Raw genomic sequence first — 16,203 nt, 5'->3', positions numbered from 1 at the left:
CTTTTCGTTCGAGACGAGCAACCTTACATCTTCGACTGCAGGTAGTTCTGCAAACCGATGCGGTCGATCAGGCCCAGCTGCTGCTCCAGCCAGTAGGCGTGATCTTCTTCGGTGTCCTTGAGTTGCAGTTCCAGTATCTCGCGGCTCTCGTAGTCGCCGCACTTCTCGCAAAGCGCGATGCCCTGGGCCAACGCCGCACGCACCTGGTATTCCAGGGCGAGGTCGGCCCGCAGCATTTCCGGCACGCTGGTGCCGGTGTTCAGCGGCTCCGGAGTCATGTCCGGCACTCCTTCCAGGAACAGGATACGCTTGAGCAACGCGTCCGCGTGCTGGGTTTCCTCCTCCATCTCGTGGTTGATCCGCTCGTAAAGCTCGGTGAGCCCCCAGTCGGCATACATCCGCGAGTGCAGGAAGTACTGGTCGCGAGCGGCCAGCTCACCCTTGAGCAGACCGATGAAATAATTGATGACTTCCGCTTCGCCGCGCATGCCGAGCTCTCCAGGAAAAACGCCAAGGTGGTGGATTATCGCCTAAAAGGCGATGACTCAGAGCAACACCGACGACGGGACATAAAAAAAGCCGCCTGCATCGCTGCAGGCGGCCTCTGGAACCGAGCGCGGGATCACATCACCCGGTTGAGATCGACACCGAGCCCGGCCGCCACGCCCGCCCCGTAGGCGGGATCGGCTCGCAGGAAATGCGCGATCTGGCGCACCTGTACCTCGCGGCTAACCGAACCCATGGCGCCGACGATATTGCCGATCAACAGCGCTTTCTGCTCGGCATTCATCAGACGGAACAGATCGCCAGCCTGACTGAAGTAATCGTCATCAGTGCGGTGATCGTAACGGTCGGCCGCGCCGGAGAGCGCCAGCGCCGGCTCGCGATACTCGGGAGCCTGCTTGGGCGCCTGGCTGTAGCTGTTGGGCTCGTAGTTGGGCCGCGCGCCGCCATTGCCATCGAAACGCATGGCGCCATCGCGCTGGTAGTTGCTGTAGCCGCTCAAAGGCGCGTTCACTGGCAACTGCTGATAGTTGGTGCCCACCCGGTGACGCTGCGCATCGGCATAGGCGAACACGCGCCCTTGCAACATTCGATCGGGCGACAATCCGACGCCAGGCACCACATTGCTCGGAGCGAGGGCGACCTGCTCGACCTCGGCAAAGTAGTTCGCCGGGTTGCGGTTGAGCTCGAACTCGCCCACCTCGATCAGCGGAAACTCCTTCTGCGACCACACCTTGGTCACGTCGAACGGATTCACCGCCCGACTAGCCGCTTGCTCCTCGCTCATGACCTGCATGCATACCCGCCATTTCGGGAATTCGCCACGCTCGATTGCCTCGAACAGATCGCGCTGGGCGTAATCGGGATCACTACCCGCCAGGCGCGTGGCCTCGCTCGGATGGAGGTTCTTGATGCCCTGCCGGGACTTGTAGTGCCACTTCACCCAGTGACGCTGCCCCTCGGCGTTGATCAGGCTGAAGGTATGGCTGCCGAAACCGTGCATGAAGCGATAGCCGTCCGGAATCCCCCGATCGGAGAACAGGATGGTGACCTGATGCAGCGACTCCGGCGACAGCGACCAGAAATCCCACATCGCCTGGGGGCTCTTAAGGTTGCTCTGCGCCAGACGTTTCTGGGTATGGATGAAGTCGGGAAATTTCAGTGGGTCGCGAATGAAGAACACCGGGGTATTGTTGCCGACCACGTCCCAGTTACCCTCTTCGGTATAGAAGCGCAGCGCGAAACCGCGCGGATCTCGCTCGGTGTCGGCAGAGCCGCGCTCACCACCGACGGTGGAGAAGCGAAGGAACACTGGAGTCTGCTTATCGACGGAATCGAACAGCCTGGCGCTGCTGTAGCGGCTCATATCCTGCGTCACCTTGAAGGTGCCGTAGGCCGCCGAGCCCTTGGCGTGAACGCGGCGCTCGGGGATCACCTCGCGATTGAAGTGGGCGAGCTTTTCGACCAGATGGAAGTCGTCCAGCAGCAGCGGGCCACGCGGACCTGCAGAGCGCGAATTCTGGTTGTCGGCGACCGGCACGCCACCGGCGGTGGTCAGAATGGTCTTCTGGGTCATGCTCATCTCCATGTCTAAAGCGTCTTAGAGGCCGCAACTCGGCTTGGAGAGAAATGAAACGAGGCGCTGCTGGGCTCAAATTCATTGACTGGCTGAAGCCAATAGACTCAGACAATGATGACGGCAGCGGCCTAGAAGCGTTTCTGCGCACGAAAGAAAACGCCCCGACAAGTCGGGGCGTTTTCCTGAACTCCGCGAACCGCTACTGCGGCTCGCCGAGTCGATCCTGCTACTGCTTACTCGGCAGCTACGGCTTCACCGGCGGACTGACGATCCACCAGCTCGACATAGGCCATCGGAGCGTTGTCCCCGGCGCGGAAGCCGCACTTGAGGATGCGCAGGTAGCCACCTTGACGGTTGGCGTAGCGCTTGCCCAGATCGTTGAACAGTTTACCGACGATGGCTTTCGAACGAGTACGGTCGAAGGCCAGGCGGCGGTTTGCCACGCTGTCTTCCTTGGCCAGGGTGATCAGCGGCTCGGCAACGCGACGCAGCTCCTTGGCTTTCGGCAGGGTGGTTTTGATCAGTTCGTGCTCGAACAGCGACACCGCCATGTTCTGGAACATGGCCTTGCGGTGGGCGCTGGTGCGGCTCAGGTGACGGCCACTTTTACGATGACGCATGATTGAAATTCCTTACCAAACTTTCGGTTCGGTGATTACGGACGATCAGGCAGTAGCCTTGTCGTCCTTCTTCAGACTTGCCGGCGGCCAGTTATCGAGGCGCATACCGAGGGACAGACCGCGGGAAGCCAGAACGTCCTTGATCTCGGTCAGGGACTTCTTGCCAAGGTTCGGAGTTTTCAACAGCTCGACTTCGGTGCGCTGGATCAGATCACCGATGTAGTAGATGTTCTCCGCCTTGAGGCAGTTGGCCGAACGCACGGTCAGCTCCAGGTCGTCGACCGGGCGCAGCAGGATCGGATCGATCTCGTCTTCCTGCTCCACAACAACAGGCTCGCTGTCACCCTTGAGGTCCACGAACGCGGCCAGCTGCTGCTGCAGGATGGTCGCGGCACGACGGATGGCCTCTTCAGGGTCCAGGGTACCGTTGGTTTCCAGATCGATGACGAGCTTGTCCAGGTTGGTACGCTGCTCGACGCGAGCGTTTTCGACAACGTAGGCAACACGGCGAACCGGGCTGAACGAAGAGTCGAGCTGCAAGCGACCAATGCTGCGGCTTTCATCTTCATCGCTCTGGCGCGAGTCGGCGGGCTCATAGCCGCGACCACGAGCGATTTTCAGCTTCATGTTCAGTGCGCCATTGGACGCCAGGTTGGCGATCACATGGTCGCCATTGACGATCTCGACATCGTGATCCAGCTGAATATCGGAAGCAGTGACCGCGCCCGAACCCTTCTTGCTCAGGTTCAGCGTGACTTCGTCACGGCCGTGCAGCTTGATCGCGAGGCCTTTCAGGTTGAGCAGGATCTCAATTACGTCTTCCTGCACACCTTCGATGGCACTGTACTCATGGAGTACGCCATCGATCTCGGCCTCGACGACTGCACAGCCGGGCATGGAGGACAACAGGATGCGACGCAGCGCGTTGCCCAGGGTATGGCCGAAACCGCGCTCGAGAGGCTCGAGCGTGATCTTGGCGCGGGTCGAACTGACCACCTGCACATCGATATGGCGGGGGGTCAGGAACTCATTTACCGAACTCTGCATGGATACACCTATTTTCTAGCCCTTACTTGGAGTAGAGCTCGACAATCAGGTTTTCGTTGATGTCGGCGGACAGATCACTACGAGCCGGCACATTCTTGAATACGCCAGTCTTTTTCTCGGTGTCCACTTCGACCCACTCGACGCGACCGCGCTGAGCGCACAGATCGAGCGCTTGAACGATGCGCAGCTGATTCTTCGACTTCTCGCGAACGGCTACCACGTCACCCGGGCGAACCTGGAAGGACGGGATGTTTACCGTTTTACCGTTGATGCTGATCGCTTTGTGCGAAACCAGCTGGCGGGACTCGGAACGGGTGGAACCGAAGCCCATGCGATAGACGACGTTGTCCAGACGGCACTCGAGCAGTTGCAGGAGGTTTTCACCGGTAGCGCCTTTACGACCGGCAGCTTCCTTGTAGTAACCGCTGAACTGACGCTCAAGTACACCGTAGATACGACGAACTTTCTGCTTCTCGCGCAACTGGGTACCGTAGTCGGACAGACGACCACGGCGCTGGCCGTGAACGCCCGGCGGCTGCTCGATATTGCATTTCGATTCAAGCGCGCGCGCACCACTCTTCAGGAAGAGATCAGTGCCTTCACGACGGGACAGTTTGCATTTGGGACCAATGTAACGAGCCATTTCTCACTGTCTCCTATTACACGCGACGCTTCTTCGGCGGACGGCATCCGTTATGCGGGATGGGCGTCACGTCGGTGATGCTGGCGATTTTGTAACCGCAGCCATTGAGTGCGCGCACAGCGGACTCACGACCAGGGCCAGGGCCTTTGACGTTGACGTCAAGGTTTTTCAGACCGTATTCCAGAGCAGCTTGACCTGCGCGCTCTGCTGCCACCTGGGCGGCGAACGGAGTGCTCTTACGCGAGCCACGAAAACCCGAACCCCCGGAAGTAGCCCAGGACAACGCGTTGCCCTGACGGTCAGTGATGGTAACGATGGTGTTATTGAAAGACGCGTGGATGTGGGCAATCCCATCAACCACTGTCTTTTTGACTTTTTTACGAGGACGAGCAGCTGGCTTAGCCATGACTTAATTCCTGTCGATTCGCGGGCGCAATTACTTGCGGATCGGCTTACGCGGACCCTTGCGGGTACGGGCGTTGGTCTTGGTACGCTGACCACGAACCGGCAAGCCGCGACGGTGACGCAGGCCGCGATAGCAACCCAGGTCCATCAGACGCTTGATGTTCATGTTGATTTCGCGGCGCAGGTCACCTTCAGTGGTGAGCTTTGCAACTTCGCCACGCAGCTGTTCGATCTGCTCGTCGGACAGATCCTTGATCTTTGCCGCCGGGTTGACCCCGGTGGTGGCGCAAATGGTTTGCGCCGTGGTGCGACCAACACCGTAGATGTAGGTCAGCGAGATAACAGTATGCTTGTTATCTGGAATGTTGACGCCTGCAATACGGGCCATTCAGTGGAACTCCAATTGACAGCTACCTACGCCCCGGAAGCCAAGAAAAGGGCGCGAGATATTAGCGCTGTAATAACAAATAAGCAACCCGGCAGCGCACTAGCTGCCGGGTTATCGACGCTCAGGTCACTCAGCCTTGGCGCTGCTTGTGACGCGGCTCCGCGCTGCAGATCACGCGCACGACACCGTCGCGACGAATGATTTTGCAGTTGCGGCACAGCTTTTTCACCGATGCACGAACTTTCATCACCAACTCCTCGAACCTTACGGACGTATCAGCGGAGCATTCCGCCGCCATAGCCCTTCAGGTTGGCTTTCTTCATCAGGGATTCGTACTGGTGCGAAACGAGGTGGGATTGCACTTGGGCCATAAAGTCCATGACAACCACAACAACGATCAGCAACGAAGTCCCGCCAAGGTAGAACGGTACGTTGGCAGCCACCACCAAGAACTGGGGCAGCAGGCACACGGCCGTCATGTACAGAGCACCGAACATGGTCAAGCGGGTCAGAACGCCATCGATATAGCGCGCCGACTGCTCGCCCGGACGGATACCCGGAATAAAGGCACCGGACTTCTTCAGGTTTTCCGCTACGTCTTTCGGGTTGAACATCAGTGCCGTGTAGAAGAAGCAGAAGAAGATGATCCCTGCACTAAACAGCAGAATGTTCAACGGCTGACCAGGAGCGATCGCCTGCGAGATATCCTGCAGCCAGCTCATGTTGCTGGACTGGCCGAACCACTGCCCCAGCGAGGCCGGGAACAGCAGGATACTGCTGGCGAAAATGGCCGGAATAACGCCCGCCATGTTCACTTTCAACGGCAGGTGGCTGGTCTGCGCAGCGAAGACCTTGCGGCCCTGCTGACGCTTCGCGTAGTGCACCGCAATACGACGCTGACCACGTTCAATGAACACCACGAAACCGATGATCGCCACCGCTAGCAAACCGACAGCCAGCAACGCGATGATATTGATATCGCCCTGCCTGGCCGACTCGAAGGACTGCCCGATCGCACGCGGCAGGCCGGCGACGATGCCAGAGAAAATCAGCATCGAGATACCGTTACCCACGCCGCGCTCGGTGATCTGCTCACCCAGCCACATCATGAACATCGCCCCCGCCACAAAGGTGGAGACAGCCACGAAGTAGAAGCCGAAATCGATCGAGAACGCCACGCCCTGACTGGCAAGACCAACGGACATGCCGATGGCCTGAACAATCGCCAGCACCAGAGCGCCGTAGCGGGTGTATTGGCTGATCTTGCGTCGACCAGCCTCACCTTCCTTCTTCAACTGCTCCAGCTGCGGGCTGACGGCGGTCATCAGCTGCATGATGATCGATGCCGAGATGTACGGCATGATCCCCAACGCAAAGATGCTCATCCGCTCCAGCGCGCCGCCGGAAAACATGTTGAACAAGCTAAGAATGGTCCCCTCATTCTGCCGAAACAGATCCGCCAGCCGGTCCGGATTGATACCCGGCACTGGGATGTGCGCCCCTATCCGATAGACGATGATCGCCAGGAACAGGAAGCGCAGCCGAGCCCAGAGTTCGGACAACCCGCCATTGCTGAGCGCAGAGAGAGCACCTTGCTTAGCCATTTAGTCCTCGAATTTGCCGCCAGCTGCTTCGATGGCCGCACGCGCACCTTTGGTGGCGGCGATGCCTTTCAGGGTGACAGCGCGAGTAACGTCACCGGACAGCATGATTTTCACACGCTGAACGCTTTGGTTGATCACGTTGGCATCCTTGAGCGACTGCAGAGTCACGATATCGCCTTCTACTTTGGCCAGCTCGGAGGTACGCACTTCTGCGCGATCCATGGCTTTCAGCGAAACGAAACCGAACTTCGGCAGACGGCGATGCAGCGGCTGTTGACCGCCTTCAAAGCCAGGAGCGATGGTGCCACCGGAGCGGGAGGTCTGACCTTTGTGGCCACGGCCACCGGTCTTGCCCAAGCCACTACCTATACCACGGCCCGGACGATGCTTTTCGCGACGGGAACCCGGCGCCGGACTCAGATCATTGAGTTTCATCGATTAACCCTCGACGCGCAGCATGTAGTAAGCCTTGTTGATCATCCCGCGATTTTCGGGAGTATCCAGGACTTCTACAGTGTGACCGATGCGACGCAGACCCAGACCCTTAACGCACAGTTTGTGGTTGGGGATACGGCCGGTCATGCTTTTGATCAGCGTAACTTTTACGGTAGCCATGATCAGAAGATCTCCTCAACGCTCTTGCCGCGCTTGGCAGCAATGGACGAAGGGGACTGCATGGTCTTCAGACCCTTGAAGGTGGCATGAACCACGTTCACCGGGTTTGTCGAGCCATAGCACTTGGCCAGAACGTTCTGCACACCGGCCACTTCCAGCACGGCACGCATGGCGCCGCCGGCGATGATCCCGGTACCTTCAGAAGCAGGCTGCATGAACACCTTGGAGGCGCCATGTGCGGACTTGATCGCGTACTGCAGGGTGGTGCCGTTCAGATCGACTTGGATCATGTTACGACGCGCAGCTTCCATCGCTTTCTGGATAGCAGCAGGTACTTCACGGGACTTGCCACGACCGAAGCCGACACGACCCTTGCCATCACCAACGACGGTCAGAGCGGTGAAGGTGAAGATACGACCACCCTTCACGGTCTTGGCGACGCGGTTAACCTGCACCAGTTTTTCGACGTAGCCTTCGTCGCGACTGTCGTCGCGATTATCGCGATCGCGTCTTTGCTCGTTATTTGCCATAACTTAGAACTCCAGCCCGCCTTCACGAGCAGCATCAGCCAGCGCCTTGACGCGGCCGTGGTACTTGAAGCCAGAACGATCGAACGCTACCTGGGTGACGCCAGCTGCTTTCGCACGCTCGGCAACCAACAGACCGACCTTCTTGGCCGCGTCGACATTGCCGGTGGCAGCGTCACGCAGTTCTTTGTCCAAGGTCGAAGCGCTGGCCAGGACCTTGCCGCCGTCGGCCGAAAGGACCTGGGCGTAGATGTGCTGGGAAGAGCGGTACACACAAAGGCGTACGGTTTCCAGCTCGCGCATCTTCAGGCGTGCCTTGCGAGCGCGACGCAGACGAGTTTCTTTCTTTACGCTCATTTGCTATGCCCTACTTCTTCTTAGCTTCTTTACGACGGACGACTTCGTCCGAGTAACGCACGCCCTTGCCTTTGTAAGGCTCTGGCGGACGGAAGTCGCGGATCTCTGCAGCCACCTGACCGACCAGTTGCTTGTCGATACCCTTGATCAGGATATCGGTCTGGCTGGGGGTTTCAGCGGTGATGCCTTGCGGCAGTTCATAATCCACCGGGTGCGAGAAGCCGAGAGCCAGGGACAGCACTTGACCTTTGGCTTGCGCCTTGTAACCAACACCAACCAGCTGGAGCTTGCGCTCGAAGCCTTGGCTAACGCCAATTACCATGTTGTTGACCAACGCACGGGTGGTACCGGCCATGGCTTTGTTCTGCAGGTCGCCATTGCGAGCAGCGAAGCGCAGCTCACCGGATTCCTGCAGCACTTCCACTGACGGATGCACATTCAGTTCGAGAGCGCCCTTGGCACCCTTCACCGAAAGCTGCTGACCGGCGAGATTGATCTCAACTCCAGCGGGCAGCTTGACGGGGTTCTTAGCAACGCGAGACATGCTTATCCCCCCCTTAAAACACAGTGCAAAGCACTTCGCCGCCAACGCCAGCGGCGCGAGCAGCGCGATCAGTCATCACACCTTTGTTGGTGGAGACGATCGAAACGCCCAGGCCGCCACGAACTTTCGGCAGCTGGTCGACGGATTTGTACTGGCGCAGGCCAGGACGGCTGACGCGCTTCAGCTCCTCGATGACCGGACGGCCTTCGAAGTACTTCAGCTCGATAGACAGCTGCGGCTTGATATCGCTGCTGATCTGGAAACCCGTGATGTAACCCTCGCTCTTCAGAACGTTGGCTACCGCCACCTTCAGCGTGGAAGACGGCATGCTTACGACGGTCTTCTCAGCCATCTGGGCATTACGGATACGAGTTAGCATGTCCGCTAACGGGTCCTGCATACTCATGGGCTAGTTGCTCCTAATACAAGAAAAACGGCCTTACGGCTCACTAGTCACCAAGAACCGAGGGGCAATTCAAAAGCCCTGGCTCTGGCGAGCCGGCAATTCTAGAGACTGTTCATAAACGAATCAAGCCCCAAAGGGGCTTGATTCAATAAGCGATCAAATAAGCGCGGATCTGGTTAACTCCGCCTGCTCATCCGGCGCTCGATTACCAGCTGGCCTTGACCAGACCTGGTACGTCACCGCGCATGGCGGCCTGGCGCAGCATGTTACGACCGAGGCCGAACTTGCGATACACGCCATGCGGACGACCGGTCAGGCGGCAGCGGTTACGCAGGCGCGAGGCGCTGGCGTCACGGGGCTGCTTCTGCAAGGCGACCTGAGCTTCCCAGCGCGCTTCCGGACTGGTGTTCGGATTGGCGATGGTAGCTTTCAGCTCGGCACGCTTCTTGGCGTACTTGGCTACCGTTTGCTGACGCTTCAGCTCACGGTTTTTCATGCTCTGTTTGGCCATTTCCTACTCCAATCAGTTGCGGAACGGGAAGTTGAAGGCGCGCAGCAGCGCACGACCTTCATCATCGGTACGGGCAGTGGTAGTCAGGGTGATGTCCAGACCGCGCAGTGCATCGATTTTGTCGTAATCGATTTCCGGGAAGATGATCTGCTCTTTCACGCCCATGCTGTAGTTGCCACGACCATCGAAGGACTTGGCATTCAGGCCGCGGAAGTCACGCACGCGCGGCAGGGAGATGGCGAGCAGACGATCGAGGAATTCGTACATCCGATCGCGACGCAGGGTAACCTTGATACCGATCGGCCAGCCTTCGCGCACCTTGAAACCGGCGATCGACTTGCGAGCGTAGGTAACAATGGCTTTCTGGCCAGTGATCTTCTCCAGGTCGGCAACAGCGTGCTCGATGACTTTCTTGTCGCCGATCGCTTCGCCAAGACCCATGTTCAGGGTGATTTTAGTAACGCGCGGAACTTCCATCACGTTCGCCAGCTGAAGCTGTTCTTTCAGCTTGGGCGCGATTTCCTTCCGATAAATCTCTTTCAGTCGTGCCATGGTGATTTACCTAGCGATGCTCAAGCATCGACCGCTTTTTGGGTCGACTTGAAGACACGAATTTTCTTGCCTTCTTCTACCTTGAAACCAACGCGGTCAGCCTTGTTGGTTTCGGCATTGAAGATGGCGACGTTGGAGACGTGCAGAGGCGCCTCCTTCTCGACGATACCGCCTTGTACGCCCGACATCGGGTTCGGCTTGGTATGGCGCTTCACTAGGTTGATCCCACCAACGACCAGACGGTCGTCAGCGAGAACCTTGAGCACCTTGCCACGCTTGCCCTTGTCTTTGCCGGCGATGACGATGATCTCGTCGTCACGACGAATCTTTTGCATGACGGCTTCTCCTTACAGCACTTCGGGGGCGAGCGAGACGATCTTCATGAACTTCTCAGAGCGAAGTTCACGAGTCACCGGCCCGAAGATACGGGTGCCGATCGGCTCCTGCTTGTTGTTCAGCAGAACAGCCGCGTTGCCGTCGAAGCGGATGATGGAACCATCCGGACGACGAACGCCGTGACGAGTGCGGACCACGACAGCGGTCATCACTTGGCCTTTCTTCACCTTGCCGCGAGGAATTGCTTCCTTCACGGTTACTTTGATGATGTCACCGATGCCGGCATAGCGACGATGCGAGCCGCCGAGCACCTTGATGCACATTACGCGACGTGCGCCGCTGTTATCGGCGACATCGAGCATGGATTGAGTCTGAATCATACCTTTCTCCGACCCTTAGTCTCTTAGACTTCCACCGCGCGCTCGACGACTTCCACCAGCATCCAAGACTTAGTCTTGGCCAGCGGACGGGTCTCGCGAATGGTGACCTTGTCGCCGATACGGCACTGGTTGGTTTCATCGTGAGCGTGCAACTTGGTCGAACGCTTGACGTACTTACCGTAGATCGGGTGCTTTACGCGGCGCTCGATCAGGACGGTGATGGTTTTGTCCATCTTGTCGCTGACGACACGGCCGGTCAGCGTACGGACGGTTTTCTGAGCTTCAGCCATGATCACTTACCTGCTTGCTGGTTGAGCACAGTTTTCACGCGAGCGATGTCGCGCTTCACTTGCGAGAGCAGGTGAGACTGCCCCAACTGGCCAGTTGCCTTCTGCATGCGCAGATTGAACTGGTCGCGCAGCAGGCCGAGCAGTTGCTCGTTCAGCTGCTGAACCGATTGTTCACGAAGTTCATTCGCTTTCATCACATCACCGTCCGCTTAACAAAGGAGGTGGCGAGCGGCAGCTTTGCAGCAGCCAGGGCGAATGCTTCGCGCGCCAGCTCTTCGGAAACACCCTCGATCTCGTAAAGCACCTTGCCCGGCTGAATCTGGGCTACCCAGTACTCGACGTTGCCCTTCCCTTTACCCATACGAACTTCGAGGGGCTTCTTGGTGACAGGCTTATCGGGGAAAACGCGGATCCAGATCTTGCCGCCACGTTTCACGTGACGGGTCAGGGCCCGGCGCGCGGATTCGATCTGACGAGCGGTGAGACGACCACGGGCTACGGACTTCAGAGCAAACTCGCCGAAGCTGACTTTGCTACCGCGCTGAGCCAGACCACGGTTGTGGCCGGTCATCTGCTTGCGGAACTTCGTACGCTTTGGTTGCAACATTTGGCGTACTCCTTACTTAGCGGCTTTTTTACGAGGCGCGGGCGCTTGAGGTTTCAGTTCTTCCTGGCGACCACCAATCACTTCGCCTTTGAAGATCCAAACCTTCACACCGATCACACCGTAAGTGGTGTGCGCTTCGTACGTGGCATAGTCGATGTCGGCACGCAGGGTGTGCAGGGGCACACGACCTTCGCGATACCACTCGGTACGGGCAATCTCTGCACCGCCCAAACGACCGCTCACTTGGATTTTGATGCCCTTGGCACCAATACGCATGGCGTTCTGTACAGCGCGCTTCATGGCGCGACGGAACATCACACGACGCTCCAGCTGCTGAGCAACGCTCTGTGCAACCAGCATACCGTCGAGCTCCGGCTTGCGGATCTCTTCGATGTTGATGTGCACGGGCACACCCATTTGCTTGGTCAGGTCCTGACGCAGCTTCTCAACATCTTCACCTTTCTTGCCGATCACAATGCCGGGACGAGCGGTGTGGATGGTGATGCGTGCGGTTTGTGCCGGACGATGAATGTCGATACGGCTTACGGACGCGCTTTTTAGTTTGTCTTGGAGATACTCACGAACCTTCAGGTCGGCGAGCAGATAATCGGCATAAGTGCGCTTATCGGCATACCAAACGGAGGTGTGCTCCTTGACGATTCCCAGGCGAATGCCAGTGGGATGTACTTTCTGACCCATCTGAACGACTCCGTTACTTGTCCGCAACCTTGACAGTGATATGGCAAGACCGCTTGACGATGCGATCAGCGCGGCCTTTGGCACGCGGCATGATGCGCTTCAGCGAACGCCCCTCGTTGACGAAGACCGTGGAAACCTTGAGGTCGTCCACGTCAGCGCCTTCGTTGTGCTCGGCGTTGGCTACGGCCGACTCCAGCACTTTCTTCATGATCTCGGCAGCTTTCTTACTACTGAAAGCCAGGAGGTTGAGCGCTTCGCCCACCTTCTTCCCGCGGATCTGGTCGGCGACCAAGCGGGCTTTCTGGGCGGAGATTCGAGCGCCCGACAGCTTAGCGGCTACTTCCATCGTTCCTTACCCCTTAACGCTTGGCTTTCTTGTCAGCCGCGTGCCCACGATAAGTGCGGGTACCGGCGAACTCGCCCAGTTTGTGGCCGACCATGTCTTCGTTCACGAGAACGGGGACATGCTGACGACCGTTATGCACAGCAATGGTCAGACCGACCATTTGCGGCAGGATGATAGAGCGACGCGACCAGGTTTTAACCGGCTTGCGATCGTTCTTTTCCGCCGCCACTTCGACTTTCTTCAACAGGTGAAGGTCGATGAAAGGACCTTTTTTCAGAGAACGTGGCACAGTCGTATACCTCTATTTACTTGCGGCGGCGGACGATCATTTTGTCGGTGCGCTTGTTCGCACGAGTCTTCGCGCCCTTGGTCGGGAAGCCCCATGGAGACACCGGATGACGGCCACCAGAGGTACGACCTTCACCACCACCGTGCGGGTGGTCTACCGGGTTCATTGCCACACCGCGAACGGTCGGGCGAACACCACGCCAGCGCTTGGCACCGGCTTTACCCAGCGAACGCAGGCTGTGCTCGGAGTTCGAGACTTCGCCCAGGGTCGCACGGCATTCGGACAACACTTTGCGCATCTCGCCGGAGCGAAGACGAAGGGTTACGTAGACACCCTCACGAGCGACCAGCTGAGCCGAAGCACCAGCGGAACGCGCGATCTGTGCACCCTTACCTGGTTTCAGCTCGATACCGTGAACGGTGGAACCGACCGGAATGTTGCGCAGCTGCAGGGTGTTGCCAGCCTTAATCGGCGCGTGGGCACCGGAGATCAGTTGGTCGCCGGCACTCACGCCCTTCGGCGCGATGATGTAACGACGCTCGCCGTCTGCGTAAAGCAGCAGAGCGATGTGCGCGGTACGGTTCGGGTCATATTCGATGCGCTCGACGGTGGCAGGAATGCCATCCTTGTTGCGGCGAAAATCGACCAGACGATAATGCTGCTTGTGACCACCACCGATATGACGAGTAGTGATACGACCGTTATTGTTACGGCCGCCAGACTTCGACTTCTTCTCCAGCAGGGGAGCGTAAGGCGCGCCTTTGTGCAGGTCCTGGTTGACAACCTTGACCACGAAACGGCGGCCAGCGGAAGTCGGTTTGCATTTAACGATTGCCATGATGCACCCCTTTACTCAGCGCTGTTGGCGAAATCGAGATCCTGGCCTGGTTGAAGAGCGATGTACGCCTTCTTCCAGTCGTTACGCTTGCCCAGGCCGCGAGCAGTACGCTTGGTCTTGCCCTGAACATTCAGGGTACTGACCTTGGCGACTTTCACGCTGAACAGGCTTTCGACGGCCTTCTTGATTTCCAGCTTGGTTGCATCAGTGGCAACCTTGAAAACGAATTGGCTCTTGCTGTCCGCCAGCCCTGTGGCTTTCTCGGAGACGTGCGGACCAAGCAGCACTTTGAATACGCGTTCCTGGTTCATCCCAGCAGCTCCTCGAATTTCTTCACGGCCGACACGGTGATCAGCACCTTGTCGTAGGCGATGAGGCTGACCGGATCGGAACCCTGGACATCACGCACATCAACGTGCTGCAGGTTGCGGGCAGCCAGGTACAGGTTCTGGTCGAGCGCATCGGTAACGATCAGCACGTCGTTCAGACCCAGGCCATCCAGCTTGCTCAGCAGGCCTTTGGTTTTCGGAGCATCGACGACGAAGTCTTCAACCACGACCAGACGCTCGGAGCGCACCAACTCGGAGAGGATGGAGCGCAGAGCTGCGCGATACATCTTCTTGTTGAGCTTCTGCGAGTGATCCTGCGGCTTGGCAGCGAAGGTGGTACCACCGGAGCGCCAGATGGGGCTGCGGATGGTGCCAGCACGAGCACGACCGGTGCCCTTCTGACGCCACGGCTTCTTGCCACCGCCGCGAACCTCGGAGCGGGTCTTCTGTGCGCGAGTGCCTTGACGGCCACCAGCCATATAGGCAACGACAGCCTGGTGAACCAGAGTCTCATTGAACTCGCCACCGAAAGTGCTTTCGGAAACTTCGATCGCCTGAGCGCCATTTACATTCAATTGCATCTCAGCATTCCCCCTTAACCGCGAGCCTTGGCAGCCGGACGCACGACGACATCACCGCCGGTAGCGCCAGGAACGGCACCCTTGACCAGCAGCAGATTACGTTCAGCATCGACACGCACAACTTCCAGGGACTGTACGGTCACGCGCTCAGCGCCCATGTGACCGGACATTTTCTTGCCCTTGAATACACGACCAGGAGTCTGGCACTGGCCAATGGAGCCCGGGACGCGGTGGGATACGGAGTTACCGTGAGTGTTGTCCTGACCACGGAAATTCCAGCGCTTAATGGTACCGGCAAAGCCTTTACCCTTGGACTGACCGGTGACATCCACCAGTTGACCCGCTTGGAAAATTTCAGCGTTGATCTGATCGCCAGCCTGGTAGTCGCCTTCTTCAAGACGGAATTCCCAGACGCCACGACCAGCAGCGACGTTCGCCTTGGCAAAGTGACCGGCTTGCGCCTTGGTCACGCGAGAGGCACGACGCTCACCGACAGTTACCTGTACGGCGCGATAGCCATCGCTCTCTTCATTCTTGAACTGGGTGACGCGATTCGGCTCGATCTCAATGACCGTGACCGGAATGGAGACACCATCTTCGGTGAAAATGCGGGTCATGCCGCACTTACGACCGATTACACCAATAGTCATGTTGTAACCTCATGAGTGTACGGGGCTTTCACCCGCTATGGCCGCCCATTTCAGAGCGTTACACGACTAGCTCCGAGGGGAGTTAGCCGAGGCTGATCTGCACTTCAACGCCAGCCGCAAGATCGAGCTTCATCAGCGCATCGACGGTTTTGTCCGTCGGCTGAACGATATCCAGCACACGCTTATGGGTACGAATTTCATACTGGTCGCGCGCGTCTTTGTTGACGTGCGGAGAAACCAGAACGGTGTACCGCTCCTTACGGGTAGGCAGAGGAATCGGACCACGCACCTGAGCACCAGTACGTTTCGCGGTTTCCACGATTTCCTGGGTAGATTGATCAATCAGGCGATGGTCAAAAGCCTTCAACCGAATACGGATTTGTTGGTTTTGCATTTGACAGACTCCAAGTTGCCTTCCCCACCGAGCGCAATACGCCCGATAAAAGGAGGCGTGATTGTACGGATGCACTCTTGGGGTGTCAATAAATGATCAACAAATAGAAAAGGCCCCCGGAGGGGCCTTTTCAGTGATCGTCGATTACTCGATGATCTTGGC

The 16,203-nt window shown here is 58.1% G+C and carries 30 protein-coding genes; all 30 read right to left on the bottom strand.

Annotated features, from left to right (window positions below):
- Positions 1-23: 23 nt before the first annotated feature.
- The gene (bfr, locus tag B2X67_RS04485) at positions 24-488 is read right to left on the bottom strand and encodes a bacterioferritin (RefSeq protein WP_090225273.1); all 465 of its coding nucleotides are present in this window, start codon (positions 486-488) and stop codon (positions 24-26) included.
- A 134-nt stretch (positions 489-622) separates the two neighbouring features.
- Positions 623-2,080, bottom strand: a complete 1,458-nt coding sequence (locus tag B2X67_RS04480; protein ID WP_286784730.1) for a catalase — start codon at positions 2,078-2,080, stop codon at positions 623-625.
- Between the two features lie 236 nt (positions 2,081-2,316).
- Positions 2,317-2,703 (bottom strand): 50S ribosomal protein L17, encoded by a 387-nt coding sequence (gene rplQ / locus B2X67_RS04475; protein ID WP_090225270.1) that lies wholly within the window; start codon positions 2,701-2,703, stop codon positions 2,317-2,319.
- Between the two features lie 45 nt (positions 2,704-2,748).
- Entirely contained in the window at positions 2,749-3,750 is a 1,002-nt protein-coding gene (locus B2X67_RS04470; protein ID WP_282342639.1) for a DNA-directed RNA polymerase subunit alpha, read from the bottom strand.
- Positions 3,751-3,772: 22 nt separating this feature from the next.
- Positions 3,773-4,393, bottom strand: a complete 621-nt coding sequence (rpsD, locus tag B2X67_RS04465; RefSeq protein ID WP_090225267.1) for a 30S ribosomal protein S4 — start codon at positions 4,391-4,393, stop codon at positions 3,773-3,775.
- Positions 4,394-4,409: 16 nt separating this feature from the next.
- Positions 4,410-4,799, bottom strand: a complete 390-nt coding sequence (rpsK, locus tag B2X67_RS04460) for a 30S ribosomal protein S11 (protein WP_002555466.1) — start codon at positions 4,797-4,799, stop codon at positions 4,410-4,412.
- 30 nt (positions 4,800-4,829) lie between these two features.
- Entirely contained in the window at positions 4,830-5,186 is a 357-nt protein-coding gene (rpsM, locus tag B2X67_RS04455) for a 30S ribosomal protein S13 (RefSeq protein ID WP_090225265.1), read from the bottom strand.
- A gap of 130 nt (positions 5,187-5,316) precedes the next feature.
- The gene (gene rpmJ / locus B2X67_RS04450; protein WP_003281814.1) at positions 5,317-5,433 is read right to left on the bottom strand and encodes a 50S ribosomal protein L36; all 117 of its coding nucleotides are present in this window, start codon (positions 5,431-5,433) and stop codon (positions 5,317-5,319) included.
- Positions 5,434-5,461: 28 nt separating this feature from the next.
- Complete coding sequence (secY, locus tag B2X67_RS04445) at positions 5,462-6,790, bottom strand: preprotein translocase subunit SecY (RefSeq protein ID WP_090225263.1); 1,329 nt, start codon at positions 6,788-6,790, stop codon at positions 5,462-5,464.
- Positions 6,791-7,225 (bottom strand): 50S ribosomal protein L15, encoded by a 435-nt coding sequence (gene rplO, locus B2X67_RS04440; RefSeq protein ID WP_273230250.1) that lies wholly within the window; start codon positions 7,223-7,225, stop codon positions 6,791-6,793.
- 3 nt (positions 7,226-7,228) lie between these two features.
- On the bottom strand, positions 7,229-7,405 hold the full coding sequence (gene rpmD, locus B2X67_RS04435) for a 50S ribosomal protein L30 (RefSeq protein WP_003186033.1): 177 nt from the start codon (positions 7,403-7,405) through the stop codon (positions 7,229-7,231).
- 2 nt (positions 7,406-7,407) lie between these two features.
- The gene (rpsE, locus tag B2X67_RS04430) at positions 7,408-7,935 is read right to left on the bottom strand and encodes a 30S ribosomal protein S5 (protein ID WP_090225260.1); all 528 of its coding nucleotides are present in this window, start codon (positions 7,933-7,935) and stop codon (positions 7,408-7,410) included.
- Positions 7,936-7,938: 3 nt separating this feature from the next.
- Positions 7,939-8,289 carry a 50S ribosomal protein L18 gene (rplR, locus tag B2X67_RS04425; RefSeq protein ID WP_090225259.1) on the bottom strand — a complete coding sequence of 117 codons (351 nt, stop codon included), beginning with the start codon at positions 8,287-8,289 and terminating at the stop codon, positions 7,939-7,941.
- 10 nt (positions 8,290-8,299) lie between these two features.
- Positions 8,300-8,833, bottom strand: coding sequence for a 50S ribosomal protein L6 (gene rplF, locus B2X67_RS04420; RefSeq protein ID WP_090225257.1), 534 nt, complete (start codon positions 8,831-8,833; stop codon positions 8,300-8,302).
- A gap of 13 nt (positions 8,834-8,846) precedes the next feature.
- Positions 8,847-9,239, bottom strand: a complete 393-nt coding sequence (rpsH, locus tag B2X67_RS04415) for a 30S ribosomal protein S8 (RefSeq protein ID WP_090225255.1) — start codon at positions 9,237-9,239, stop codon at positions 8,847-8,849.
- A gap of 205 nt (positions 9,240-9,444) precedes the next feature.
- Positions 9,445-9,750, bottom strand: coding sequence for a 30S ribosomal protein S14 (rpsN, locus tag B2X67_RS04410; RefSeq protein WP_090225251.1), 306 nt, complete (start codon positions 9,748-9,750; stop codon positions 9,445-9,447).
- Between the two features lie 12 nt (positions 9,751-9,762).
- Positions 9,763-10,302: a 50S ribosomal protein L5 gene (rplE, locus tag B2X67_RS04405; RefSeq protein ID WP_090225246.1), complete on the bottom strand. Its 540-nt coding sequence runs from the start codon at positions 10,300-10,302 to the stop codon at positions 9,763-9,765.
- A 20-nt stretch (positions 10,303-10,322) separates the two neighbouring features.
- Entirely contained in the window at positions 10,323-10,637 is a 315-nt protein-coding gene (rplX, locus tag B2X67_RS04400; protein ID WP_090225244.1) for a 50S ribosomal protein L24, read from the bottom strand.
- A gap of 12 nt (positions 10,638-10,649) precedes the next feature.
- Complete coding sequence (gene rplN / locus B2X67_RS04395) at positions 10,650-11,018, bottom strand: 50S ribosomal protein L14 (protein WP_003289207.1); 369 nt, start codon at positions 11,016-11,018, stop codon at positions 10,650-10,652.
- Between the two features lie 23 nt (positions 11,019-11,041).
- Positions 11,042-11,308, bottom strand: a complete 267-nt coding sequence (gene rpsQ / locus B2X67_RS04390; RefSeq protein ID WP_084339554.1) for a 30S ribosomal protein S17 — start codon at positions 11,306-11,308, stop codon at positions 11,042-11,044.
- A 2-nt stretch (positions 11,309-11,310) separates the two neighbouring features.
- Complete coding sequence (gene rpmC, locus B2X67_RS04385; RefSeq protein ID WP_090225242.1) at positions 11,311-11,502, bottom strand: 50S ribosomal protein L29; 192 nt, start codon at positions 11,500-11,502, stop codon at positions 11,311-11,313.
- Positions 11,502-11,915, bottom strand: a complete 414-nt coding sequence (rplP, locus tag B2X67_RS04380) for a 50S ribosomal protein L16 (protein WP_021209374.1) — start codon at positions 11,913-11,915, stop codon at positions 11,502-11,504. Before rplP ends, rpmC begins: the two co-directional genes overlap by 1 nt.
- 12 nt (positions 11,916-11,927) lie before the next feature.
- A complete protein-coding gene (rpsC, locus tag B2X67_RS04375; RefSeq protein WP_090225240.1) occupies positions 11,928-12,614 on the bottom strand; it encodes a 30S ribosomal protein S3 in 687 nt (228 codons plus the stop codon).
- 13 nt (positions 12,615-12,627) lie between these two features.
- Positions 12,628-12,960, bottom strand: coding sequence for a 50S ribosomal protein L22 (gene rplV, locus B2X67_RS04370; protein WP_003103908.1), 333 nt, complete (start codon positions 12,958-12,960; stop codon positions 12,628-12,630).
- Between the two features lie 13 nt (positions 12,961-12,973).
- A complete protein-coding gene (gene rpsS, locus B2X67_RS04365) occupies positions 12,974-13,249 on the bottom strand; it encodes a 30S ribosomal protein S19 (protein WP_090225239.1) in 276 nt (91 codons plus the stop codon).
- Between the two features lie 16 nt (positions 13,250-13,265).
- Positions 13,266-14,087: a 50S ribosomal protein L2 gene (rplB, locus tag B2X67_RS04360; RefSeq protein ID WP_090225237.1), complete on the bottom strand. Its 822-nt coding sequence runs from the start codon at positions 14,085-14,087 to the stop codon at positions 13,266-13,268.
- Positions 14,088-14,098: 11 nt separating this feature from the next.
- Positions 14,099-14,398 carry a 50S ribosomal protein L23 gene (gene rplW / locus B2X67_RS04355; protein ID WP_090225235.1) on the bottom strand — a complete coding sequence of 100 codons (300 nt, stop codon included), beginning with the start codon at positions 14,396-14,398 and terminating at the stop codon, positions 14,099-14,101.
- Positions 14,395-14,997 (bottom strand): 50S ribosomal protein L4, encoded by a 603-nt coding sequence (gene rplD, locus B2X67_RS04350; RefSeq protein WP_286784729.1) that lies wholly within the window; start codon positions 14,995-14,997, stop codon positions 14,395-14,397. The genes rplW and rplD overlap by 4 nt, the downstream gene beginning before the upstream one ends.
- A gap of 14 nt (positions 14,998-15,011) precedes the next feature.
- Positions 15,012-15,647 carry a 50S ribosomal protein L3 gene (rplC, locus tag B2X67_RS04345; protein ID WP_090225233.1) on the bottom strand — a complete coding sequence of 212 codons (636 nt, stop codon included), beginning with the start codon at positions 15,645-15,647 and terminating at the stop codon, positions 15,012-15,014.
- 82 nt (positions 15,648-15,729) lie between these two features.
- On the bottom strand, positions 15,730-16,041 hold the full coding sequence (gene rpsJ, locus B2X67_RS04340; RefSeq protein WP_003463313.1) for a 30S ribosomal protein S10: 312 nt from the start codon (positions 16,039-16,041) through the stop codon (positions 15,730-15,732).
- Positions 16,042-16,203 lie beyond the last annotated feature (162 nt).

This window comes from Pseudomonas sp. UBA3153 (genome assembly GCF_002364635.1).
GTDB lineage: Bacteria > Pseudomonadota > Gammaproteobacteria > Pseudomonadales > Pseudomonadaceae > Pseudomonas_O > Pseudomonas_O kuykendallii.
Note: the sequence above shows the minus strand (reverse complement) of the source record. Positions and strands in the feature narration are given on the sequence as shown.